We start from the raw sequence: 23,469 nt of genomic DNA on the forward strand, positions 1-23,469 counted from the left end.
CCAGCTGGCACCGCGCCTCCCGTTCGTCGTCGTGACGACCGCCAGGTCGACTAGGCGATCCGCTTGAAGGCCTTGTCGACGTAGCGGTCGACGGTCGCGGGGGGGGGGGGGCCCCGCGGCCCCCGCGCCTCCCGTTCGTCGTCGTGACGACCGCCAGGTCGACTAGGCGATCCGCTTGAAGGCCTTGTCGACGTAGCGGTCGACGGTCGCGCGCGCTTCGCGCGCGTACCGGTCGACGGTCGCCGTCCGCTCCGGGTCCGGCGCGTACTCGCGCCCGAGGCGCTTGGTCGCCGCAGCGAGCACCGCATCGGTCAGCTGCGGGTTGAGCGGCAGGATCGGCCCCTGGGTGTGCGTGCCGAAGGACGAACCCGTGATCGCCCCCTCGACGGCGGACCCGGCCTGGTTGCCGCCACCGGACACGACGTCGGCGAAGGGCTCGACGCCCGGAGCCAGTTCGATCCGGGTCGCGTGGTCCTCGAAGCCGGCGAGACGCTTCGGTGCGCCGGGCAGCAGGGGGTACCGCGTGTCGAGCACGAAGTAGTTCACCCGACGCTCGGCACCGCGGACGGCCCGCGCGTCGAACACGCCGAAGCCCGCGACGGGTGATCCCTCGGTGGGGACGACCTCGTTGGTCGCGAGGTCGAAGCCCCCGCCGACGGCCACGACGGGCACGCCGGCAGCGGCGAACTCGCGGAGGGACGCCCCGACACGCGTGACGTCGGCCCCGAGCGAGCGCATGGCGCTGAGCGGCCCGTTGCCCACGACGACGACGTCGGCCGCGGCAGGGAGCTGGTCGCCCGGCGCGTACGTGACGACCTCCGTGGCGATGCCGGCGGCCTCGGCACGGCGGGTGAGGGCCACGACGTTGCCACGGTCGCCCGAGACCCCCATCTGACGCGGGTAGACGTGCAGGATGGTCAGCCGGTCGGCCGTCATGCGGTCTTCTCCATGTCGCCGTGGCCGAGGGCCTTGCGGGCGATCATCATGATCTCGTAGTTGACGATGAAGTTCTTCGTCCCCGACGTCGTCGAGCCGAGCTGCTCCATGTGCCGGATGGCGGCCTCGACGTCGGGCTCGACACGACCGATGCGGACACCGGCGTGCTCGAGCGCGATGGCGATCTGCCACGCCTTGTCCCCGGACACGACGTCCACGTGGTCGAGCTTCGAGAAGTCGATGTCGTAGATCCAGGAGATGTCCGGGGTGCCCTCGTCGATCGCCATGAGGACCTGCTCCGGGCGGTCCGGCAGGGCGTCGAGGTTGAGCTGCAGGCTCGCCGCGTTCTTGAACATCGTGAACTCGGCGGACTCGCCAGCGATCGGCAGGCGCTCGCCTCGCCCGTACGCGGGCTTCATCGTGCCGAACGCCCTCGTGACGGCGTCGGCCCGGAACTGCGCACCCAGCGCGGCGCTCGCGGTCGCGGTCGCAGCCGCCGCGTCCACCGCGTAGTGCAGGCCCCGTGCCGGCAGCCGGACGGGGATGTCGGTGCCGTCGAACCGGATCGTCGCTCCGTCGCCGGTGTTGGCGACGACCTCGGACTCGGCAGGGTTCGGCTCGCCGGCGGTCCGGTCGAAGTCGTCGGCGTTCTGCAGCCCGTTCGGGGCCGCAGCGACGACCTCGGCGCTCGCGCCGAAGCGGAGCACACGCTGGCCCGAGCGGCCCGCGTACGCGTCGAGGAACTGGTCGTCCCGGTTCGTGATGACGTTCGCCGTGGACAGCGCCGCCGTGTCGAGCATCATCGTCGCGACGCGCTCGGTCTCGAAGAACCGGTAGAGCTGGTCGACCTGCACGTTGAGCATCGTCACCGTCGACGGGGACAGGATGCCGGCGAGCTCGACCGCGAAGGCCTCGTCCACCTCGAGGATGCCGATGTCCGCCTTGAGCCTGCCGGTCAGCGACACCTCGGACAACAGCGCCGAGGCGATGCCCTGCGGCAGGTTCGCACCGGACGGGTTCGTGAAGACGCGGAGGCCGTGTGCCCGGACGATGTCCGAGATCATGTGCGTCGTCGTCGACTTGCCGTTGGAGCCGAGCACGAAGACGACGCCGTTCGGGAACTGCTTCGTCACGTGCTGGAGGAAGTCCGGCACCAGCTTGAGGACGATGTAGCCCGGGTAGGCGGACCCGCCGCCCCGCGCACGTGCGAGGGCGCGGAGGACCCGCCCGACCAGGATCGGGATGAGGAAGCGCATCGGCCTACTCGAGGTAGTCGCGGAGCGACTGCGACCGGGACGGGTGGCGGAGCTTCGCCATCGTCTTGGACTCGATCTGTCGGATCCGCTCGCGCGTCACGCCGAACGTGTCCCCGATCTGGTCGAGGGTCTTCGGCTGACCGTCACCGAGGCCGAAGCGCATGCGGATCACGCCCGCCTCGCGCTCGGACAGGGAGTCGAGCAGGCTCTCGAGCTGCTTCTGCAGCATCGTGAAGCCCACGGCGTCGGCCGGCACGACCGCCTCGGTGTCCTCGATCAGGTCGCCGAACTCCGAGTCGCCGTCCTCACCCAGCGGGGTGTGGAGCGAGATCGGCTCGCGACCGTACTTCTGCACCTCGACGACCTTCTCCGGGGTCATGTCGAGCTCGCGGGCGAGCTCTTCCGGAGTGGGCTCGCGACCGAGGTCCTGCAGCATCTGGCGCTGCACACGGGCCAGCTTGTTGATGACCTCGACCATGTGCACCGGGATGCGGATGGTGCGGGCCTGGTCGGCCATCGCGCGGGTGATCGCCTGACGGATCCACCAGGTGGCGTACGTCGAGAACTTGAAGCCCTTGGTGTAGTCGAACTTCTCGACCGCACGGATCAGACCGAGGTTGCCCTCCTGGATGAGGTCCAGGAACTGCATGCCGCGGCCCGTGTAGCGCTTGGCCAGCGAGACGACGAGGCGCAGGTTCGCGCCGAGCAGGTGGGACTTCGCGCGCTGCCCGTCACGGGCGACCCAGCGGAGCTCGCGCTCCTCCGGCTTGGAGAGACCGGACGAGTGCTGCAGCCTGTCCTCGGCGAACAGGCCGGCCTCGATCCGCATCGCGAGCTCGACCTCCTGCTCGGCGTTGAGGAGCGCGACCTTGCCGATCTGCTTCAGGTAGTCCTTGACCGGGTCGGCGGTGGCGCCGGTGATCGTGGTCGAGTAGACCGGTGCCTCGTCGTCGTCGGACTGCGAGATGACGAGCGCGCCCGCGGCGACCGCTGCTGCGGCGTCCGGCTTGGCGTCCTTCTCCTCGGTCTCGGTGTCCTCGGCGTCGTCCGTCGCGTCGACGGCGTCGTCCGCGGGCTCGACGGCCTCGTCGTCCTCGTCCTCGTCGTCGTCCTTCTTCTTCGCGCGCGTGGCCGTCTTCTTCGGCGCTGCCTTCGCAGCGGGCTTCTTCGCGGCGGTGGTCTTGGTGGCGCGCTTCTTCGGCGCAGCCTTCCCCTCGGCCGCGTCGGCGTCGTCCGCCGCGACGGCCTCGGGCTCGGTGTCCTTCGTGGGATCGATCGTCGTGCTCCGGGCAGCCATGCGATCACCTCTCTCGTCGTGCCACGTTCGTGGGGTCGTGGCTTCCCTCGCCGCCCAGGGCCTGGGCCGCAGTCCCCCGCGTCGTCAGGTCCTACCGTTCCGGGCAGCATGAGGACCCATGTCAAGTCCCCCGACCCCCGCGGCGCAGCGAGGCGACGCGGTCGTGAGGGGCCCGAACGGGTCCGTCCTCCATTATTGCACGGCCTGCTTCCGCAGGCGCGCAACCAGTGCAACCCAGAGCGGCCCCACCCGTATTCCGTCCTGCGCGTGCATCTGCCGCCGGGTCCGTCGGCGCGCGAGCAGCAGCATCACGACGCCGAACCCGACCACCACGTACTGGACGGTGAGCGCGATGCGGAAGTTGTCCCAGGCGAACACCGTGCGCCCCGTCGCGCCCGACACGACGTCGAGCAGCGTCCCGATGAGGAACATCATGACGAAGGCCGCCAGGAACCCGCCGACGTTCACGACGCCGTTCGCCGAGCCGAGCGACCCGACCGGGTTGAAGCTGCGTGCGAAGTCGAAACCGATGAGGGATCCCGGGCCGCCGACCCCCATCGCGACCACGAGCAGGACGAGCAGCCACGTCGGCGGGTACCCGGGCCAGAGCAGCACCGCCGTCCACACCACCCCGAGCGCCAGGACGATGCCGAGCACCAGGTTCGACCGCCGGAGCGGGAACCGGGCGCAGAGCACGCCGAGCACCGGTCCCACGACGAAGCCGGTGACGACGACGACGGTGAGGAAGCCGGCCGCCTCGGACGGGCTGTACCCGAGGCCGCGCAGCATCGGCACGCCCCACAGCAACGAGAAGACCGTGCCGGACGACTGCGTGACGTAGTGGGACCAGAAGCCGAGCTGCGTGCCCGGCCGCCGCAGCGCGTGCCCGAAGGTGTGGAAGGCGCCGCGCCACGAGTGCGGCAGGGGCAGTGGGATCGTGTCGGTCCGCACCGCGACGGGGCCGTTGCGGACGAAGACGACCGCCAGCACGAGACCGACCAGGCTCGCGGCCGCGGCGACCCCGAACGCCGGGGTCCACCCAGCGGTGTGCAGGAGCACGGCGAACGGGAAGGCCGACAGGACCTGTCCGACCTGACCGAGGTTGCCCGTCCACTGGGAGATCTGCGGCAGGATGCGGCCCGTGAACCACATCGGGACGAGACGGATCACCGAGATGAAGGTCATCGCGTCGCCGGCCCCGACGAGCACCCGGCCCGCGATGGCCGGGCCGATCGTCGGCGAGAACGCGACGACGACCTGGCCGACCACGAGCAGCGCGGCGCCCAGCAGCACGAGCCTGCGCGGCCCCACCCGGTCGAGCGCGATCCCCACCGGGATCTGCAGCCCGGCGTAGACGGCGATCTGCACGACGGCGAGCGTGGACAGGACCGCGGCCGAGACCGCGAAGCGGTCCTGCGCGTCGACGCCGGAGACCCCGAGCGACGACCGCTGCACCACGGCGAGGACGTAGGCGAGCACCGCGACGCCCCAGACGAGGAAGGCACGGCGGGAGTTCACCCGACAAGGCTACCGACGCGCGGCCCGCGCCCGACACGTGCTGTGGAGGACGGGAGGCGCGGTGCGGGCCGTGGAGGAGCCTCCAGGCCGCGAGCGGCGCAGCCCGCTCCCCGTCAGTCGGTCGACGCGTCGCCGTCGGACCGCCGGTCGGCCAGGAAGCGCTCGAGCTCGGCCGCGATCGCGTCGGCGGTCGGGACCTCGCCGTCCTCGTTCGTCAGGGGCGACGCGACCGGGTTGCCCTCCATGTAGGTGTCGTGCCGTTCCTCGAGCACACCGACCAGGCGCTGGAGCTCGGGGTTGCCCGCGACCTGCTCCTCGACGCGTGTGCGGAACTCGCGGTCGGACGCACGCAGCGCGTCGGTCGGGAAGATCAGACCGGTGGCCGCCGCGATGCTCGACAGTGCGGTGACCGCCGCGTCGGGGAACTCGGTGTCGCCGAGGTAGTGCGGGACCAGCAGGACGAGCCCGGTGACCGATGCACCCAGCTGCGTCAGCCGGTGCTCGACCAGGTGCAGGACGTTCGCGGGCGCCTGCGTCTCCGGCTTCCACACGCTCAGCTGCTCGACCAGGTCCGCGCGGGTCCCCGACACCGTCAGGCTGATCGGACGGGTGTGGGGGACGGGCATGGGGATCGACTGGACCCACGTCGTGTCCGCGACCTGCAGGCGGTCGGCGAGGCCGGTGACGGCGTCGACGAACCGGTTCCACTGGAAGTCCGGCTCGTACCCGGTGAGGAACAGGAACGGCTGCCCGAGCTCGTCGCGCACCAGGTGCAGCGCCAGGCGCGGCGGTTCGACGGCCGTGATGTGGTCGTGCTCGAAGGTGATGACCGGCCGGCGGGCGCGCCAGTCGAGCAGGACGTCCGGGTCGAACTCCGCGACGAGCTCGTGGTCGAGGCCGTCGAGGATCGACGTGGCCACCTGCGCGACGGCGGACCCCGCGTCGACGAAGCCGGTCAGGCCCGCGACCAGGTGCAGCCCGGCCGGGACGGTCGGCGCGCCGTCGGGAGCGGAGTACAGGTCCTCGGGGTGGTTCACCGTCCCCATGCTAGGCGGCACCCCTGACCCGACCCCTGCGCCGGCCCGACGCTCTCGGCGAACACGTGCTGGCTAGGCTGGGCGCATGGTCCGACCGACGCTCTCCACCACCACCTCGACCCCCTCCGACGTCGACGCCGACGTCCTCGTGCTCGGCGTCCGCTCGGGCACCGACGGCGGTGCCCCCACGATCGCTCCGAGCGCTGCCGGCGCCCTGGACGCGCTCGCCGACCTCGACCTGGGCTCCGTCGGTGTGACGGGTGCGAAGGACCAGCTGGTCCGCCTCCCCGGTACCGGCGTCGCCGCGGCCGGGATCGCACTCGTCGGCCTCGGTGCCACGGTCGACGCGGCGTCCGTCCGCGCGGCCGCCGGCAGCGCGGTCCGCCAGCTCCCCCAGGCGGCGTCGATCGCGCTGGCGCTGCCGACCGACTCGGCCGAGCTCGTCGACGCCGCGCTCGAGGGTGCGGCGCTCGGCTCCTACGCCTTCACCCGGCACAAGGGCACCGGTACGACGGCTCCGGCCCGGGGCGACCAGCGCATCGCGGTCGTCGCGCCGGCCGACACCGCCGCCGACGCCACCGTCCGGCCCGCGATCGTCGCCGACGCGGCAGCACTCGTCCGTGACCTCGTGAACACCGCCGCCGGCGACCTCGGCCCGGCGGACGTCGCCGACGTCGCCGTCGCGCAGGCCGAGGGCCTCCCCCTCACCGTCGAGGTCCTCGACGAGCAGCAGCTCGAGGAGCAGGGCTTCGGGGGCATCCTCGGGGTCGGCCGCGGCTCCGAGCGTCCCCCGCGCCTGGTCGTCGTCCGCTACGAGCCGTCGTCGGCGTCCAAGCACCTCGCACTGGTCGGCAAGGGCATCACCTTCGACTCCGGCGGCCTCTCGCTGAAGCCCGCCGCGTCGATGCTCGGCATGAAGACCGACATGACCGGCGCCGCCACCGTGCTCGCCGCGACGATCGCCGCCGCGCGCCTCGGCCTCGACACGAAGGTCACCGCCTGGCTGTGCCTCGCCGAGAACATGCCGTCCGGCTCCGCGACGCGCCCCGGCGACGTGCTCACCCTGAAGAACGGGAAGACCGTCGAGGTCACGAACACCGACGCCGAGGGCCGACTCGTCCTCGGCGACGGCATGGTCGCCGCCTCGCTCGAGCAGCCCGACGCCCTCGTCGACGTCGCGACGCTCACCGGCGCACAGGTCGTCGCCCTCGGCGACCGGACCACCGGCCTGATGGGCAGCGACGACCTGGTCGCACGGGTCCGCGCGGTCGCCGACGCCGTCGCCGAGCCGATCTGGCCGATGCCCCTGCCCGAGGAGCTCGACGCGCGACTCGCCAGCGACGTCGCCGACATGGTCAACGCGACCGTGGGCAACCCGGCCGGTGGGATGCTCCTCGCCGGCAAGTTCCTCGAGCGGTTCGTGGGCGACGGCGTGCCGTGGGCGCACCTCGACATCGCGGGCCCCTCGGAGCACAAGGGCGGCGGGTACGGCTGGCTCGGCAAGGGCGCGACCGGCGTCATGGTCCGGACGCTCATCGGGCTCGCAGAAGAGCTCCAGTCCAGGTAGTAGGTTGGTGTCCGGCGGGCTGCGCACCGACGCGCGTCCGCCGGAACCAGCGGGACGGGACCGGAACCATGCGGTCCGACCGTCGGACGCCGCCGCCGCGGTGTCCAGTGGGGTCCGACCGGGATCCCGACACGCACGAGGGAGTTGCACCAGGTGACGGAACAGACTTACGACGTCGTGGTCCTCGGTGGCGGCAGTGGTGGCTACGCCGCTGCGCTCCGGGCCGCCGAGCTCGGCATGAGCGTCGCGCTCATCGAGGGAGACAAGCTCGGGGGGACCTGCCTGCACCGCGGCTGCATCCCGACCAAGGCGCTGCTGCACGCCGCCGAGGTCGCCGACGCCACCCGCGACGCGGAGAAGTACGGCGTCATCGCCGAGTTCGCGGGTGTCGAGGTGCCGAAGGTCATCGACTACCAGCAGGGCGTCATCAACTCGAAGTACAAGGGCCTGCAGGGCCTGGTCAAGGCGCGCGGCATCACCGTCGTCGAGGGCTGGGGCCGTCTGACCTCGCAGAACACCGTGCAGGTCGGCGACCAGACCGTCACCGGCAAGAACGTCGTGCTCGCCACGGGTTCGTACTCGAAGTCCCTGCCGGGCCTCGAGATCGGCGGTCGCGTGATCACGTCCGAGACCGCGCTCAAGATGGACTACGTCCCGAACAAGGTCGTCATCCTCGGTGGTGGCGTCATCGGCGTCGAGTTCGCCAGCGTGTGGAAGTCGTTCGGCGCCGACGTCACGATCGTCGAGGGCCTGCCCCACCTCATCCCCGCCGAGGACGAGTCGATGTCCAAGCAGCTCGAGCGCGCCTTCCGCAAGCGCGGCATCGAGTTCTCGCTCGGCGTGCGCTTCGACCACGTCGACCAGCACGAGAACGGCGTCGTCGTGACGCTCGAGGACGGCAAGACCTACGAGGGCGACGTGCTCCTCGTCGCGGTCGGCCGTGGCCCGCTCACGCAGAACATGGGCTTCGACGAGGTCGGCGTCGCGATGGACCGCGGGTTCGTCATGACCGACGAGCGCCTCGCCACCAACCTGCCGAACGTCTACGCCGTCGGCGACATCGTCCCCGGCCTGCAGCTCGCGCACCGCGGCTTCCAGCAGGGGATCTTCGTGGCCGAGGAGATCGCGGGCCTGAAGCCCGTCGTCATCTCCGACACGAACATCCCGAAGGTGACCTACTCCGACCCCGAGGTCGCCTCGGTCGGACTCTCCCAGGCCAAGGCCGAGGAGGAGTACGGCAAGGACAAGGTCGACTTCTACGAGTACAACCTCGCGGGCAACGGCCGCAGCCACATCATCGGGACCTCCGGCGCCGTCAAGGTCGTCCGGGTCGTCGACGGTCCGGTCGTCGGTGTCTCGATGATCGGCGCGCGCGTCGGCGAGCTCATCGGTGAGGCCCAGCTCGCGGTGAACTGGGAGGCGCACCCGGAGGACGTCGCACCGCTCGTCCACGCCCACCCGACGCAGAACGAGGCCCTGGGCGAGGCCTTCCTCCACCTCGCGGGCAAGCCGCTGCACGCGCTGTGACGACCACGTCCACCGTGCACACCGAGACAATGACATCCACCACCACAGCAACCCGCGAACAGGAGCCCACCCGATGAGCGAATCCGTCAACCTCCCGGCGCTCGGCGAGAGCGTCACCGAGGGCACGGTCACCCGATGGCTGAAGAACGTCGGTGACCGCGTCGAGGTCGACGAGCCGCTGCTCGAGGTCTCGACCGACAAGGTCGACACCGAGATCCCGTCGCCGATCGCCGGCGTCGTCGAGGAGATCCTCGTCCAGGAGGACGAGACCGTCGAGGTCGGCACCGCGCTAGTGAAGATCGGCGACGGCTCCGGATCGGACTCCGGTTCGTCGGACGACCAGGGTGCGGACCAGGACGCCGCAGCCGCCGAGGAGAGCGAGCCCGAGACGGCTCCGAGCACCGAGCAGGGCGAGGAGCAGAAGGCTCCGGAGCCGCAGCAGGCCGAGCCGGCGCCCGGTGGCCAGACGCAGCCCGCCGCCCCGCAGGCGCCGTCGGCTCCGCCGGTCCCGCAGGCCGCTCCGGTCCCGCCGCCCGCCGCCGTGCCGGCAGCGGTCCCCGCGCCCGCCGCGGCTCCGGCTCCGGCCGCTGCTCCGGCGCCGGCCGCAGCCGGTTCCACCGCGTCGGCGTCGGTGCCGAACCCGAACCAGGACGCGTCGGCCTCCGGCTACGTCACCCCGCTGGTGCGCAAGCTCGCCAACGAGCAGGGCGTCGACCTGTCGACGGTCTCCGGCTCCGGGGTCGGTGGCCGCATCCGCAAGGAGGACGTGCTCGCCGCCGCCGCGAAGGCGTCGTCCGCCGGTTCGTCGGCTCCGGCCGCCGCGGCGTCCGGCCCGTTCGTGGCCGAGACCTCGCCGCTCCGCGGCACGCGCGAGAAGATGACGCGCCTCCGCAAGGTGGTCGCCGAGCGCGCCGTGCAGTCGATGACCTCGACCGCACAGCTCACCAGCGTCGTCGAGGTCGACGTCACGAAGGTCGCGCAGTTCCGCGACGCGAACAAGGCCGAGTTCCTCGAGAAGACCGGTTCGAAGCTCAGCTTCATGCCGTTCTTCGCCCTCGCGGCGTCCGAGGCGCTCAAGGCCCACCCGAAGATCAACTCCACGGTCGAGGGCGACGAGATCGTCTACCCGGACCACGAGAACGTCTCGATCGCGGTGGACACCGAGCGCGGCCTGCTCACCCCGGTGATCAAGGACGCGTCGGGGCTCTCGCTCGCCGACTTCTCGAAGGCGATCGCGGACCTGGCCGAGCGCACGCGCAACAACCAGCTCAAGCCGGACGAGCTCGCGGGTGGCACCTTCACGCTGACCAACACCGGTTCGCGCGGCGCGCTGTTCGACACCCCCGTGGTGTTCCTGCCGCAGTCCGCGATCCTCGGCACGGGCATCGTCACCAAGCGTCCGGCGGTCGTGAAGGTCGACGGGCAGGAGGCGATCGCCGTCCGTTCGTTCGTCTACCTCGCACTGTCGTACGACCACCGGATCATCGACGGCGCCGACGCGTCGCGGTACCTCGTCGCGGTGAAGAACCGCCTCGAGGAGGGCAACTTCGGCCCGAACCTCGGCTACTGAGTCGTCGCTCCGATCCGCACCGGACGGCCCCGGTCCCCTCGTGGGACCGGGGCCGTCCGGCGTTCCACCGGGAGCGTCGGAGCCGGCCCGGTGCGTCGCGGGCCGGGGCGGTCCGGCGATCCTGCGGCCGCGGGCACGGGCACGGGCACGGGCACGGTCAGCGCAGACCGGTCGCTGCGGTCACGAGACCGCCCGCGACCACCGTGCCGACGAGGACGTGCCGGACCGGCACTCGGCGCTCCCGTCCCAGGGGGATCCCCTGCTCGACCAGGTCCCGCACCACCCGGGCGACCGAGCCGATCGCGTCCGTGGTGTCGTCCGGCAGACGCCCGACGCCGACGTGCTCCTCGTCGGGGAAGGCCGGGCCCGGTCTGCTCCAGCGCACGGGTCGGGGTGGCGCGGCTCCGACGACGAGGTCGAGCGCGTCCGAGATCGTCCGAGCGTCCCCGTCCCGCGCGGCGTCGAGGACCGGGTCGAGCGTGCTGCGGACGGCTGACCGCGCGTCGACACGGTCCCACACGGAACGGGCGGCGGTCACGAGCTGGCGGGCGCCGTCGAGGTCACGGGGAGACGGGAGCGGGTGCGCCGGCGGTGGCGTGCACGCGACCCGCGAGGAGGCTGCCGCTGCCTCGGCCCGAGCGGCCGCCGTCGCCCGGGAGAGGACCCCGGCGGCACGGGCCGTCGCCCGGGGGTCCGCAGCGGGATCGGCCGACGTGCGTCCCGTGCAGGCGTCCGACGCACCGGGAGGACGGTCGGCGACGACGATCGCTCCCGCTTCGTCGACGCGCACGGCGTCGAAGGGGACGGCTCCGAGCACGACCGCACCCGATCGTGCCCGCGCAGCGAGTTCGAGCAGGGGCACCGTCAGGGTGACCGCCACGCCCTCGGTCGGCGTGCCGAGTGCCTCCAGTGCATCCTCGAGCGCGCGGGTCGACGGGTCGAGGACCTCGGCGGCGAGGTGGCCCTGCGGGCACCTGCCGACCCGGGTCACCGGAACGAGGTGCGGGCCGGCGCCGGCGGCGCGGTCGGCGACCCACCCCGAGAAGTCGGCGGGGTCCTGTGCACCGCACCACCGTCTGCTGCCCGCTGTCGTCGTCATGGTGACGAGCTTCACGGACGCCGGACGGGCCCCCCGGCCGGCGTGCGGTACCTGTGGACGGCGACGTTCGCCCACAGCCTGGGCACCAGCGGTCTGCGAGCGATGGTCGAGGCCGTATCCTGGTCGCATGGCACGCAGCACTCCCCAAGCAACGACGGCGAAGGAGCCGGGTCGTCTCAAGCAGATGTACCAGGTCTTCACCATGACCCGTCGGGCCGACCCGAAGTCCGTCTGGTGGTTCCTGCTGGCGTTCGTCGGCCCCGTCGTCGCGGGTGTCCTGCTCGCGCTGCTCCTGCCGGGCCAGAACTGGCTCGCGATCACGCTGTGGATCGTGGCCGGCGTGCTGCTCGGTGTGCTGCTCTTCCTCATCGTCCTCGGTCGGCTGGCGGAGCGTGCCGCCTACTCGCAGATCGCCGGGCAGCCGGGCGCCGTCGGCGCCGTGCTCTCGAACTCACTCCGCCGCCAGTGGCGATCGAGCGAGATGCCCGTCGCCGTGCACGGCCGGTCCCAGGCCGCCGTCTACCGCGCGGTCGGCACCCCGGGTGTGGTCCTCATCACCGAGGGGCAGCGGGGCAACCTCAAGCGCCAGGTGGACGAGGAGCGCCGCAAGGTCCAGCGGATCGTCCCGAACGTCCCCGTGCACGTGGTCCACGTCGACGACGACGAGGACGGCGTGACGCTGCACAAGCTCCCGCGGGCGATGAACAAGTACAAGAAGGCGCTCAACCGCAACGAGGTCCTGGCGGTCGCGAACCGTCTGGACTCCCTCACGCACAGCCCGGCGGCCGCGATCCCCAAGGGCATGGACCCGATGCGTGCGCGCGCCGGGCGTCCGCGCTGATCGTCTCCCCCGCGCTCCGAGCGACGACGCCCCCGACCGTGCCAGGTCGGGGGCGTCGCTGCGTGCGAGGCGCGTGCTCCTCGTGACTGTGGTCTCGTCGGAGCGCCGAGCTTGCCGGTGGTGCTGCCAGGCAGAACGACACCGCCGCTGTCGTCCGACAGCGATCTCGTCGTTCTCCCCCCGCCGCCGAGCGACCGCGGGCTGAACGACACCGCCGCTGTCGTGCGACAGCGATCTCGTCGCTCCGCCCGTACCCGCCGGACGACCCGCGGGCAGAACGACACCGCCGCTGTCGTACGACGTCGACGTTGTCGTTGCGCGTCGTTCGCACGCCTCCGGCTCCGCGCGCGTCCGGCCGCGCCGGTCAGCGCCGGACGAGCACCGTCCCCGCGATGCGGTCGTGCGCACCACGGCTGTCACGGTCGATGATGAGCGCCGGGACGACCAGGCAGAGCAGCACGGTACGGACGACCGGTCGCCACACCCCGACGTAGCCGCCGCGGATCGGGACGACCCGCAGGCCGACGCACACGTGACCGAAGGAGCCCGAGAGCGTGCAGATGAACAGGACCTGCAGCACCGCGAAGATCGCGAGCTGGATCCACGTGTGCGCGATGTCGCCGGATCCCTCGAGCGGCGACCACACGCCGGTGACGTACGCCACGAGGTCGGCCAGGATGCCGTCGATGAGCAGCCCGACGACCCGGCGACCGATGCGGCCGACGCTGCGCGGCCCGTCCTCGGGGAGCCCGAGGTCCTTGCCCGGCCACCCGTCCGGGTGCTCCCCACCGGGGTGTGCGGACGACGCCGAGGGCGGGGTGGTGCTGCGGGCCATGCTCCAAGGGTAGGCGACTCCGTGCCCGTAACACGCACGAAACAATGCAGTCATGTCCGGGAAACCCGGTGTCAATAGCCTCGTCGGAGGGTGCACCCGCGGCACCTCCGACATCACCTACCCCCCAGGAGATCGACACACATGTTCAGCGATTCCTCCGAGGTGCTCGCCTTCATCAAGGACACGGACGTCAAGTTCCTCGACATCCGCTTCACGGACCTGCCCGGTGTCCAGCAGCACTTCAACATCCCGGCGTCGACGGTCGACGAGGACTTCTTCTCGGTCGGACAGCTCTTCGACGGCTCCTCGATCCGCGGCTTCGCGTCGATCCACGAGTCGGACATGCAGCTCATCCCGGACGTGACGACGGCGTACATCGACCAGTTCCGCGCCGAGCGCACGCTGATCATGATCTTCGACATCTACAACCCGCGGAACGGCGAGATCTACGGCCGCGACCCGCGCCAGGTGGCGAAGAAGGCCGAGAAGTACCTCGCGTCGACGGGCATCGCGGACACCGCGTTCTTCGCGCCCGAGGCCGAGTTCTACATCTTCGACGACGTCCGCTACTCGGTGACCCAGAACAAGTCGTTCTACTCGGTCGACTCGGAAGAGGGCGCTTGGAACACCGGTCGCGAGGAAGAGGGCGGCAACCTCGCCAACAAGACCCCCTACAAGGGCGGGTACTTCCCGGTCTCCCCCGTCGACAAGACGGCCGACCTGCGCGACGACATCACGCTCAAGCTGATCGAGGCGGGCTTCGAGCTCGAGCGCTCGCACCACGAGGTGGGTACCGGCGGCCAGCAGGAGATCAACTACAAGTTCGACACGATGGTCCACGCCGCGGACGACATCCTGAAGTTCAAGTACATCGTCAAGAACACGGCCGACCAGTGGGGCAAGGTCGCCACGTTCATGCCGAAGCCGCTGTTCGGCGACAACGGCTCGGGCATGCACACCCACCAGTCGCTCTGGAGCGACGGCAAGCCGCTGTTCTACGACGAGAACGGCTACGGCGGCCTCTCGGACGTCGCGCGCTGGTACATCGGTGGCATCCTGAAGCACGCCCCGGCGCTGCTCGCCTTCACGAACCCGTCGATCAACTCCTACCACCGTCTGGTCAAGGGGTTCGAGGCTCCGGTCAACCTGGTCTACTCGGCCGGCAACCGCTCCGCCGCGATCCGCATCCCGATCACGGGCACGAACCCGAAGGCGAAGCGCATCGAGTTCCGCGCGCCGGACGCCTCGGGCAACCCGTACCTCGCCTTCGCTGCGCAGCTGATGGCCGGCCTCGACGGCATCCAGAACCGCATCGAGCCGCACGAGCCGGTGGACAAGGACCTGTACGAGCTCCCGCCGGAGGAGGCCAAGGGCATCCCGCAGGTGCCGGGCTCCCTCGACGAGGCGCTCGAGGCGCTCGAAGCGGACCACGAGTTCCTCACGAAGGGCAACGTCTTCACCGAGGACCTCATCCAGACGTGGATCGACTACAAGCGTGAGAACGAGATCCTCCCGCTCGCGCAGCGTCCGCACCCGTTCGAGTACGAGCTGTACTTCGGCGTCTGATCCTCGCTGACACCACGAAGGCCCCGCACCGGTTCCGGTGCGGGGCCTTGTGCGTGCGGGGCGCGTCGTGCGGTGGTGGTGACCGCCTGGAGGCCCGGTGCCGGTCCGGCGGACCGACACCGGGCCTCCAGACAGTCGCCTGCTGTGCGCCCGTTCCTTCCCATGACGCGCGCGATGGCGGGCGGGAACGGGCGTACCTGGTCGGAACGAACCACCTGGTACGCCCGGAAGGACCAGCCACGCCCGGAAGGACCAGGTACGCCCGGAAGGACGAGGTACGCCCGGACACACAGGAGCGGGGTCCCTGCCGCCCCCGGCACGGACCCCGCTCCTGCGCGGTGACGACTAGCGCGCTGCGGCCAGCACGTCGTTCGACCCCGCCGCCACGCTCACGGCCGAGCTCGCGACCGGTGTGGGCCGCCCCAGGGAGCGGACGGACCACCCGGCCTCGACCCAGTCGGCGACCGGGAGGCAGTTGCGGGCGTCGATGACGGTGCGACGGCCGACGATGCCGCCGAGCGACACCGGCGACGCCTGCACGATCTCGTCCCACTCCGTCAGGACGAGCACCACGTCCGCACCCTCGACCGCGTCCTCCTTCGTCGCCGCGTAGGACAGCGTCGGGAAGGAGCGACGAGCGGTCTCGTTCGCCTCCGGGTCCCACAGCGTGACCTGCGCGCCGCGGAGGTGCAGCGCCGCAGCGACGTTGAGCGCCGGCGAGTCCCGGACGTCGTCGGTGAGGGGCTTGAACGCGGCTCCGACCACGGCCACGCGGCGGTTCAGCACGGAACCCCCGAGCGCCTCGATCGTCATGTCGATGACCCGTTCGCGCTGCCCCATGTTGATCTCGTCGACCTGCTGCATCAGTCCGACGACCCGACCGGCGCCGATCTCGTTCGCACGGTGCATGAGCGCACGGATGTCCTTCGGCAGGCAGCCGCCGCCGAAGCCGAGCCCGGCGTTCAGGAACTTGCGCCCGATGCGGACGTCGTGCCCGAGAGCGTCGGCGAGCGTGGTGACGTCGGCACCGGTGATGGCGCACATCTCGGAGATCGCGTTGATGAAGGAGATCTTCGTCGCGAGGAACGCGTTCGCGCTGACCTTCACGAGCTCGGCGGTCGCGAGGTCCGTCGTGATGACCGGCGTGCCCTCGGCGATCGGTGCCGCGTAGACCTCGCGGATCATCGCGTCCGCCGCCGCCGACGCGCCGCCCCAGACCAGACGGTCGGGGTGCAGGGTGTCGTCGACGGCCTTGCCCTCGCGGAGGAACTCCGGGTTCCAGACGAGCTCCGCCTGGATGCCGGACGGGCTGAACTCGCGGACGATCCCGCGCAGTCGCTCCGCCGTCCCGACGGGCACCGTGGACTTGCCGACGATGAGCCCCGGGTGGGTGAGGTGCTCCGCGACACCGCGGGTGGCGGCCTCGACGTAGGTCAGGTTCGCAGCGTGCGACCCGGCCTTCTGCGGCGTGCCGACGCAGACGAAGTGGACGTCCGCGGCGGCGACGGCCTCGGCCAGGTCGGCGGTGAACCGGAGCTTCCCGGTGGCGACGTGCTTCGTGATGAGCTCGGGCAGGCCGGGCTCGTAGAACGGCACCTCGCCGGCGGACAGGGCGGCGAGCTTCGCGGGGTCGACGTCCACGCCGATGGTCTCGAAGCCCATCTCGGCCATGGCGGCTGCGTGGGTGGCGCCGAGGTATCCGGTGCCGATGACACTGATGACGGGAGCCGGCCGCACGTCGGCGGCGTCGGTCTTCTTCTGAGCGGTCACTGCTTGACCTCCTGCAGGTCGTAGTCGGTGTCGGTGCGGGCGATGCCCTCGGCGAAGGTCGCCAGGCTGTCGGCGCGGGAGTCGAGGCGCCAGTCGTTCGTGGTGCGGGCGCCGTCGACGATGGTGGTGGCCACCTGGCTGAAGTACGCGAAGCCGATGACGTCACGGTTGGCGGGGTCGGCGAGGGCGTCGAAGAGCGAGTCGATCCACTGCGACTTCTGGCTGTCCGAGACGCTGCCGCCGGTCTCGGTGGCGCCGATCTCGTTGAGCAGGACGTGCTTGCCCGGCGCGACCTGCCGGAGCTGCGCGAGGGTCGCTCCGAAGGTGTTCTGGAACGTGGGCTGCTCGGTGGCCGTGCGGTAGTAGCCGCTCATGCCGACCCAGTCGACGTAGTCGGCGCCCGGGTAGTACTGCCGCATGTAGTCGAGCGTCTGGTACTTCGGGTTGCCGAGCTTGTCGATGCGCGACGGCGACCAGTTCCAGATGACGTAGTCGTTCGCTCCGTTGGCCTGGAAGACGTCGTGCACGTGCTGCCACATGGCGACGTACGACCCCGGCGCGTTCTGCTGCTTCGACCCCTCGGACCAGTTGTACCACTGGCCGTTCATCTCGTGGTCGAGGCGGATGACGACGGGCATCCCGTTCGCCTTCAGCGCCCTCGCGTAGGACGCGAGGTAGTCGTCGAACTTCCCGGAGACGATGTCCTGGTTCGTGTAGCCCTCGACGTACGGCTGGTCGTTCCCGGTCTTCGCGGGCACGGTCTCCCACGTCATCATCGGCAGGCGGCCGTTCGCCCACGACCGCTGGACGGCGCTGGCATTGAAGTCCTGGTCGAACCCCTGGAAGTAGCCCACCATGTTCGTGGCCCGGCCGACCTCCTGCGAGACGCGGTCGTACTCGGCCCAGTTGAAGGGCGACTGCGTCGTGTAGAGCCCGTACCAGCGGGACTGCTGACCGAGGATCTGCGCCTTGGTCGGGGTCGTGATCGGTTCGGACGCGACCGGGTCCTTCGACGGGCCCGCGGTCCCGCCCTGCCCGTCGGAGGCGCCCGAGCCCGAGCCCGAGCCCGCGCCCGAACCGGAGTCGGAGCCCCCGCCCGAGCCGGCGCCGGAGTCGGAGGCGCCGGCGGCGGTCCCCGCAGCGCTCCCGCTCGGACCGGACCCGCCGGAGGAACCCACCGGGCCCGACCCCCCGGCGGACGCCTTGCCGCCGCTCGTCGCAGCGCCGAGGTCGGACTGCAGCGAGGCGATCTGCGCCTTCAGGCGGGTGATCTCCTCGGCCCGCGACCCGGCCTGCGCTCCCGAGGAGTCGAGCTTGCCCTCGAGCTTCCAGATGGTCTGCTGCGCCGCGTCGAGCTTCGCGCTGAGTTCGGCGGCGGTGGGCTGCTTCGCCTTGGGCGGGGTGACGCCGAGGGCGGTCTGCACCGCGCTCGACACCGGGCCGGCCGGCGACACCCAGACGGTCCAGGTGATCAGGCCGAGCACCAGGACGATCGCGACCGTGCCGATCGCGGTGCGGCGGGCGTGCTTGCTCGACTGGGCCCACCACGTGCTGGTGGAACGGATGAGGTCAGACAATGAGGAACGCCTCCAGTGCGAGGATCGCGAACCCGATGAGGTACGGGATCGCGGCGTACGGGTTGCGACGGCGGGCCTTCGCCGACGCCGGACGGACAGGCGCGGCGGGGGCCGCAGCGGCCGTCGCCGCCGATCGCCGGGTGGCGAGGACCGTCGCGGTCGAGGTGGTCGTGGCGTCGGCGCCGAAGAGCTCGTCGAACGCGCGGTCCGCCGCGGCCTGGTCGCCGACGTCGACCCGGGACCGGGCGACGTCGGTGCGGTCCGCCGGTGGCAGCCCGGCGTCGACCGGGCTGACCGGCGTGCCGGGCGCGGTCGGCTGGACGGCGGCCGCCGGGTCCTCCTCCATCGGACCACCGGCGTACGCCCCGGCGCGGGTCCCCCACCCGGACGCGTGCGCCAGGCGGAAGAAGCCGATGAGCCGGATCGGCATGAGGAAGAACGTCGACACGATGATGAACATCGGCAGCCGGAAGAAGTCGCTCGGCTTCTCGGCGAGGTGGCGCATCTGGCGAACCGCCATGCTCAGCACGCTGGAGACGACCATGAGCCCGGCGACGTAGACGAAGCCCGTCGAGAAGCCGTACTGCTGCAGGATGCCCTGGTACAGGTTCTCGCCCTGCCCGGTCACCGCGCGGTAGATCCAGCCGGCGATCACGCCGAAGAGCATGAACGGCAGGATGATGTCGGTGAGGAAGAACACCGCCAGGATCGGCGCGTGACCGAGCATCCACGGGAGCATGCGCAGCGTGTTGTACTGCGAGCCGCGGGCCCAGCGCAGTTGCTGCTTGAACAGCTTCTTCACCTGCAGCGGTGCGTCCGTGTAGACCAGCGACGTGTACTGGTAGACGGTCCGGTAGCCCTCCTTGAGGGTCAGGTTCGTCAGGGTGCGGTCGTCGGACACCTCGAGGAAGACACCCATGAACTCCTCGTGCATGAACCGGTCCATGACACGGGCGAGGATGTTCCGGCGGAAGGCGATGGTGCGCCCGGGCAGGCACCCGATCTGGCCGAGCACGCTCTGCGCCGGCATCGAGTAGAGCGCCCGCGAGTTCTCGAGCCAGTCGGCCCACCGGGTGATCCACGAGCGCGTCGGCTCGAGGATGCGCTGGCGGGTGGTGACCCCGCCGACGGACTCGTCGGCGAAGGGCTTGAGCAGCTCGGAGAGCGTCCCCGGGGTCCACACCGTGTCCGAGTCGACGAGCACGGTGATGTCGCCCGTCGACATCTCGGTGCCGACCTTGACGGCGTTGCGCTTGCCCGGGATCGGCGTGTGGGTCCAGCGGACGAGCGGGGCGAACTCGTCGCACACCTGCTCCAGCGCCTCGTTCCTCGCGCCGTTGATGACGACGATGATCTCACCCGGCCCCTGCTCGACCATGCGGCCGATCACGTCACGGAAGAGGTCGATCGGCTCGTCGACGACGGGGACGACCACGCTGGTCGTCCCGACGAAGGTGCCGGTGTAGGGGCGGTAGCGGGCGGACAGGACGACCTTGAGCAGCCAGAGCAACCAGATCACCGCGGAGTACACGGCGAACAGGTAGAACTCGGGGTGCCCTTCGACCATCTGCCGGATCTGCAGAATGAAGGTGAACATCGATCCCTGCTTCAACGTTCGAGGTGGGGATTCCGCTTCATCGAGGAACCGTGGGCGGTTCGGGTGAGCCCATTGAGGCAGAAGCTGGGTGCCACCGCAACGCGACCCCTGTCCGGGGGTGTTTCCAGGAGGTCACGGGGTACAACGCAGTCCCCCTCGCGGCAGACCGCGGCTGTCCGCACTGCTGCTGACAGCAGGAATGTGGACCGGTCCACCGCCGTCCGGAGCGCAACTGCGGCCGATGACGACCCGGGAGGCAGGGCTGCCCAGTGCAGGAAATCCCAGGTCGAAGGTCACGTACCCCCGTCCGGGGGGTGCCTGGTCGGGGCCGCTGCTGCCCCGATCCGCAGCCCCCGATCACGGTCCGGTCACGACGGGTGGGCCCGTGCCGGTCGGGGTACAGCGCGGCAGCCGTCGGGGGACGGCGGACGACATCAGGAATTCATCGACGACGACGTGTCACGTTCCGCCGCGGACGTCGGTCCGGGCGTGTCGCCCCACCCTCAGGCGCCGTAGAACTCCCGCTCGAAGACCTGGCGAGCGCGCCGTGTGACGCCGAGGTAGTCGTCCTCGAGCCGGGACGCCGATCCGGGCGGGTACTCCATCAGGCGCGCGATGCCCTCGAGCTGCACCCGGTCGACGGGGAGCACGTCGGTCGTCTTCCCGGACCAGAGCACGAGGGCGCTCCGGGTGCGGGACGCGAAGCGCCAGGCGGCGCCGAGGCGGTCGGCGTCCTCCGCAGCGACGAGTCCGGCGGCGGTGGCGGCGTCGAGCGCCTCGAGCGTCGAGGTGGTCCGGAGCCCGGGCACCGTCGTCGCGTGCTGCAGCTGCAGCAGCTGCACGAACCACTCCACGTCGCTGAGGGACCCGCGGCCGAGCTTCAGGTGCCGCGCTGGGTCGGCTCCGCGTGGCAGCCGCTCGGACTCGACGCGGGCCTTGATGCGCCGGACCTCGCGGACCGCCTGCTCGTCGATGTGCTCCGGGTACCGGGTCCGGTCCGCCAGGTGCTCGAAGTCCCGCAGGAGTCCGTCGTCGCCGACGGCACCACGGGCCCGGAGGAGCGCCTGCGCCTCCCACGTCAACGACCACCGGGCGTAGTACGCGCCGTACGACTCGAGCGTCCGCACCACCGGTCCGTTCTTCCCCTCCGGACGCAGGTCGATGTCGAGCTCGAACGGGTGGATGGCGTCGTCGGTCAGCCGCGACAGCTCACGGACGATGCGCTGCGCCGCCCGCGAGGCCTGCTCCGACTCGAGGCCCTCCGGCGCCCGGTACACGTAGAGCACGTCGGCGTCGGACCCGAAGCCGAGCTCCCGGCCACCGAAGCGTCCCATCGCGACGATGCCGAACACGAGGCCCTCGGGAGCGTCGCGCCGCGCGAGGGTCAGCGCTCCGGTCAGGGTCGCCTCGGAGACGTCGGACAGCGCCGGACCGAGTGCGTCCACGTCGAGGTGGCCCAGCACTGCGGCCATGCCGAGCCGGAGCGTCTCGCGACGTCGGGCGGACCGGACGAGGGCGGCGGCACCGTCGACGTCGTCACCGTGTCGGGCGGTCGTCGCGGCGTGTTCGGCGAGCAGGGACGCCAGCGGTCGGGGCCGGAGGAGCGTCTCCGGTTCGTCGAGCCACGCGACCGCTTCGGGGAAGCGCTCGAGCAACCCGGCGAGGAACGCCGACTCGGACAGCACGGTCGTCAGGGAGTGCGCGGCGCCCGACGAGTCGCGGAGCATGCGGAGGAACCAGCTCGACTCCCCCAGGGTGTCGCTGAGGCGCCGGAACGCCAGGAGCGCCCGGTCCGGAGCCGGCCCCTCGGCCATCCACCGCAGGAGCACGGGGAGCAGGTTGCGCTGGATCGCGGCCCGCCGGCTCGTGCCCTGCGTGAGCGCGCGGATGTGGCCGAGCGCGCCCGAGGGGTCCGCGAAGCCGATCGCGCCGAGGCGGTCGGCCGCCTGGTCGTTCGTCAGGACGATGTCACCGTCGGTCGCGGCCACCGCCGAGAGCAGCGGTCGGTAGAAGAGCCGCTCGTGGAGCCCGCGGACCTCGAGCTTCACGCCGCGCCACCGCTGCTCGAGCGCCGACGCCGAGGTCGCGAGCCCGGTCGAGCGTGCGAGCACCCGGAGCTCGTCCTCGTCGGAGGGCATGAGGTGCGTGCGCTGCAGCCGTCGGAGCTGGATGCGGTGCTCGAGGAGGCGCAGCAGGGCGTAGTCGGGGCCGAAGCGTGCGGCCTCGGGTCGGCCCACGTACCCGGCGGCGGCCAGGGCGTCCATCGCCTCGAGCGTCGAGCGGACCCGGACGGTGTCGTCGTCGCGGCCGTGCACGAGCTGCAGGAGCTGCACGGTGAACTCGACGTCGCGCAGCCCGCCCGGCCCGAGCTTGATCTGCCGGTCGACCTCGTCGTCCGGGATGTGCTCGGTGACGCGTTCCCGCATCCGTTGCACCGACTCGACGAACCCGGGCCGGCCGGCGGAACTCCACACGAACGGGGCGACCGCTGCGGCGTAGCGATCCCCCAGGTCCCGACTGCCGGCGATCGGCCGCGCCTTGAGCAGCGCCTGGAACTCCCACCCCTTCGCCCAGCGCTCGTAGTACGCCACGTGCGAGTCGAGCGTCCGGACGAGCGCGCCGTCCTTGCCCTCCGGCCGCAGGTTGGCGTCGACCTCCCACAGGGCCGGTTCGGCCGCGAGGTCGGTGATGGCGTGCGTCGCCGCGATCGCCAGCCGCGTCGCGATGAGGACGGCGCGGTCGGTGCCGAGGCCGGAGCCGGTCTCGTCGTCACGGGTCGACTCGGTGACGAAGATGACGTCGACGTCGCTGACGTAGTTGAGCTCGCGTGCGCCGGCCTTCCCCATGCCGATCACGGCGAGCGGGGTGGCCTCGACGTCGGCGGCGGGGAACGGGACCTCGCGCCGGGCGACGGCGACCGCCGCCTCGAGCGCCGCGCCGGCCAGGTCGGCGAGCCCCGCGGCGACCGCCGGGAACGCCTCGGTCGGGGCGGGGTGCAGCACGTCGAACAGGGCGATCTGCGCCAGGTGTCGCCGGTAGCGCACCCGCAGCCGGAGGCGGGCGTCCTCACCGGTGGCGTCCGCGACCGCCTCGGCCAGCGACTCCGTGTACGCCTCCTGCGACCACGGCGGGGTGACCGGCTCGAGCAGCAGCGCGATCTCCGCCGGACGACGGTGCAGGAACTCCCCGAGCCCCGTCGACGCACCGAGCAACCGGACGAGCCGCTCGGTGGCCGCCCGGTCCGCCAGGACCGGCCGCAGCTCGTCCGGCGCACGCTCGAGGAGCCGCTCGAGCAGCCGGAGCGCACCGTCGGGATCGGCCGTGCCCTCCCACAGGGCCGGGGCGTCGGCGACCGGCACCCGCAGGTCGGGGCCGAACCGGGCCTCCAGGCCGGCGATCCGCTCCAGGCTCTCCGACAGCTCCGCGAAGCCCAGGCGGGCCATCTCGGAACGGGACGTCTTCGTCCGACCGGTCAT

The 23,469-nt window shown here is 71.5% G+C and carries 16 protein-coding genes; 5 read left to right on the forward strand and 11 right to left on the reverse strand.

The genetic code is table 11. The features are described from left to right. Window positions 1-162 precede the first annotated feature (162 nt). The 5 genes from M3677_RS16055 to M3677_RS16075 all read right to left on the reverse strand — a co-directional run bounded on the left by M3677_RS16055 (window position 163) and on the right by M3677_RS16075 (window position 6,053). Complete coding sequence (locus M3677_RS16055; protein WP_066654057.1) at window positions 163-936, reverse strand: type 1 glutamine amidotransferase; 774 nt, start codon at window positions 934-936, stop codon at window positions 163-165. After that, entirely contained in the window at window positions 933-2,192 is a 1,260-nt protein-coding gene (locus M3677_RS16060) for a MurT ligase domain-containing protein (protein ID WP_209682856.1), read from the reverse strand. The genes M3677_RS16055 and M3677_RS16060 overlap by 4 nt, the downstream gene beginning before the upstream one ends. Window positions 2,193-2,196: 4 nt before the next feature. Next, window positions 2,197-3,489 (reverse strand): RNA polymerase sigma factor, encoded by a 1,293-nt coding sequence (locus M3677_RS16065; protein ID WP_251161041.1) that lies wholly within the window; start codon window positions 3,487-3,489, stop codon window positions 2,197-2,199. A 192-nt stretch (window positions 3,490-3,681) separates the two neighbouring features. Further along, on the reverse strand, window positions 3,682-5,007 hold the full coding sequence (locus M3677_RS16070; RefSeq protein ID WP_251161042.1) for an MFS transporter: 1,326 nt from the start codon (window positions 5,005-5,007) through the stop codon (window positions 3,682-3,684). A 113-nt stretch (window positions 5,008-5,120) separates the two neighbouring features. Next, the gene (locus M3677_RS16075; protein WP_066654048.1) at window positions 5,121-6,053 is read right to left on the reverse strand and encodes a proteasome assembly chaperone family protein; all 933 of its coding nucleotides are present in this window, start codon (window positions 6,051-6,053) and stop codon (window positions 5,121-5,123) included. A gap of 76 nt (window positions 6,054-6,129) precedes the next feature. Here M3677_RS16075 and M3677_RS16080 point away from each other — a divergent pair, with 76 nt between their 5' ends. The 3 genes from M3677_RS16080 (at window position 6,130) to sucB (ending at window position 10,708) form a co-directional block, all read left to right on the forward strand. Further along, complete coding sequence (locus M3677_RS16080) at window positions 6,130-7,611, forward strand: leucyl aminopeptidase (RefSeq protein ID WP_251161043.1); 1,482 nt, start codon at window positions 6,130-6,132, stop codon at window positions 7,609-7,611. Window positions 7,612-7,764: 153 nt separating this feature from the next. After that, a complete protein-coding gene (lpdA, locus tag M3677_RS16085; protein ID WP_251161044.1) occupies window positions 7,765-9,138 on the forward strand; it encodes a dihydrolipoyl dehydrogenase in 1,374 nt (457 codons plus the stop codon). Between the two features lie 73 nt (window positions 9,139-9,211). Continuing rightward, window positions 9,212-10,708, forward strand: a complete 1,497-nt coding sequence (gene sucB / locus M3677_RS16090) for a 2-oxoglutarate dehydrogenase, E2 component, dihydrolipoamide succinyltransferase (RefSeq protein ID WP_251161045.1) — start codon at window positions 9,212-9,214, stop codon at window positions 10,706-10,708. A gap of 157 nt (window positions 10,709-10,865) precedes the next feature. Here the strand turns inward: sucB and M3677_RS16095 are convergent, their stop codons facing one another. Continuing rightward, a complete protein-coding gene (locus tag M3677_RS16095) occupies window positions 10,866-11,807 on the reverse strand; it encodes a hypothetical protein (RefSeq protein ID WP_251161046.1) in 942 nt (313 codons plus the stop codon). A 127-nt stretch (window positions 11,808-11,934) separates the two neighbouring features. Between M3677_RS16095 and M3677_RS16100 the strand changes: the two genes are divergently transcribed. Then, window positions 11,935-12,648 (forward strand): DUF4191 family protein, encoded by a 714-nt coding sequence (locus M3677_RS16100; RefSeq protein ID WP_058728606.1) that lies wholly within the window; start codon window positions 11,935-11,937, stop codon window positions 12,646-12,648. 364 nt (window positions 12,649-13,012) lie between these two features. Here M3677_RS16100 and M3677_RS16105 read toward each other — a convergent pair whose 3' ends face one another. Then, on the reverse strand, window positions 13,013-13,483 hold the full coding sequence (locus tag M3677_RS16105; RefSeq protein ID WP_066654040.1) for an RDD family protein: 471 nt from the start codon (window positions 13,481-13,483) through the stop codon (window positions 13,013-13,015). A 141-nt stretch (window positions 13,484-13,624) separates the two neighbouring features. On the opposite strand from M3677_RS16105, the gene glnA reads away from it, so the two are divergent. Next, window positions 13,625-15,049, forward strand: coding sequence for a type I glutamate--ammonia ligase (gene glnA, locus M3677_RS16110; RefSeq protein WP_111225920.1), 1,425 nt, complete (start codon window positions 13,625-13,627; stop codon window positions 15,047-15,049). 345 nt (window positions 15,050-15,394) lie between these two features. Here glnA and M3677_RS16115 read toward each other — a convergent pair whose 3' ends face one another. The 4 genes from M3677_RS16115 to M3677_RS16130 all read right to left on the reverse strand — a co-directional run bounded on the left by M3677_RS16115 (window position 15,395) and on the right by M3677_RS16130 (window position 23,469). Next, window positions 15,395-16,819 (reverse strand): UDP-glucose/GDP-mannose dehydrogenase family protein, encoded by a 1,425-nt coding sequence (locus tag M3677_RS16115; RefSeq protein ID WP_251161047.1) that lies wholly within the window; start codon window positions 16,817-16,819, stop codon window positions 15,395-15,397. Next, window positions 16,816-18,396, reverse strand: coding sequence for a glycoside hydrolase family 26 protein (locus tag M3677_RS16120; RefSeq protein ID WP_251161048.1), 1,581 nt, complete (start codon window positions 18,394-18,396; stop codon window positions 16,816-16,818). Before M3677_RS16120 ends, M3677_RS16115 begins: the two co-directional genes overlap by 4 nt. Next, window positions 18,389-19,993: a glycosyltransferase family 2 protein gene (locus M3677_RS16125; protein WP_251161049.1), complete on the reverse strand. Its 1,605-nt coding sequence runs from the start codon at window positions 19,991-19,993 to the stop codon at window positions 18,389-18,391. Before M3677_RS16125 ends, M3677_RS16120 begins: the two co-directional genes overlap by 8 nt. A 503-nt stretch (window positions 19,994-20,496) precedes the next feature. Beyond that, window positions 20,497-23,469, reverse strand: a complete 2,973-nt coding sequence (locus M3677_RS16130; RefSeq protein ID WP_251161050.1) for a bifunctional [glutamine synthetase] adenylyltransferase/[glutamine synthetase]-adenylyl-L-tyrosine phosphorylase — start codon at window positions 23,467-23,469, stop codon at window positions 20,497-20,499.

It is taken from the genome of Curtobacterium sp. P97 (genome assembly GCF_023712445.1).
Taxonomy (GTDB): Bacteria; Actinomycetota; Actinomycetes; order Actinomycetales; family Microbacteriaceae; genus Curtobacterium.

Coding starts and splice junctions, on each gene's coding strand:
- M3677_RS16055 (WP_066654057.1), bottom strand. CDS start 936: ATGACGGCCGACCGGCTGACCATCCTGCACGTCTACCCGCGTCAGATG.
- glnA (WP_111225920.1), top strand. CDS start 13,625: ATGTTCAGCGATTCCTCCGAGGTGCTCGCCTTCATCAAGGACACGGAC.
- M3677_RS16125 (WP_251161049.1), bottom strand. CDS start 19,993: ATGTTCACCTTCATTCTGCAGATCCGGCAGATGGTCGAAGGGCACCCC.
- M3677_RS16060 (WP_209682856.1), bottom strand. CDS start 2,192: ATGCGCTTCCTCATCCCGATCCTGGTCGGGCGGGTCCTCCGCGCCCTC.
- M3677_RS16095 (WP_251161046.1), bottom strand. CDS start 11,807: ATGACGACGACAGCGGGCAGCAGACGGTGGTGCGGTGCACAGGACCCC.
- M3677_RS16105 (WP_066654040.1), bottom strand. CDS start 13,483: ATGGCCCGCAGCACCACCCCGCCCTCGGCGTCGTCCGCACACCCCGGT.
- sucB (WP_251161045.1), top strand. CDS start 9,212: ATGAGCGAATCCGTCAACCTCCCGGCGCTCGGCGAGAGCGTCACCGAG.
- M3677_RS16065 (WP_251161041.1), bottom strand. CDS start 3,489: ATGGCTGCCCGGAGCACGACGATCGATCCCACGAAGGACACCGAGCCC.
- M3677_RS16100 (WP_058728606.1), top strand. CDS start 11,935: ATGGCACGCAGCACTCCCCAAGCAACGACGGCGAAGGAGCCGGGTCGT.
- M3677_RS16130 (WP_251161050.1), bottom strand. CDS start 23,469: ATGACCGGTCGGACGAAGACGTCCCGTTCCGAGATGGCCCGCCTGGGC.
- M3677_RS16075 (WP_066654048.1), bottom strand. CDS start 6,053: ATGGGGACGGTGAACCACCCCGAGGACCTGTACTCCGCTCCCGACGGC.
- M3677_RS16080 (WP_251161043.1), top strand. CDS start 6,130: ATGGTCCGACCGACGCTCTCCACCACCACCTCGACCCCCTCCGACGTC.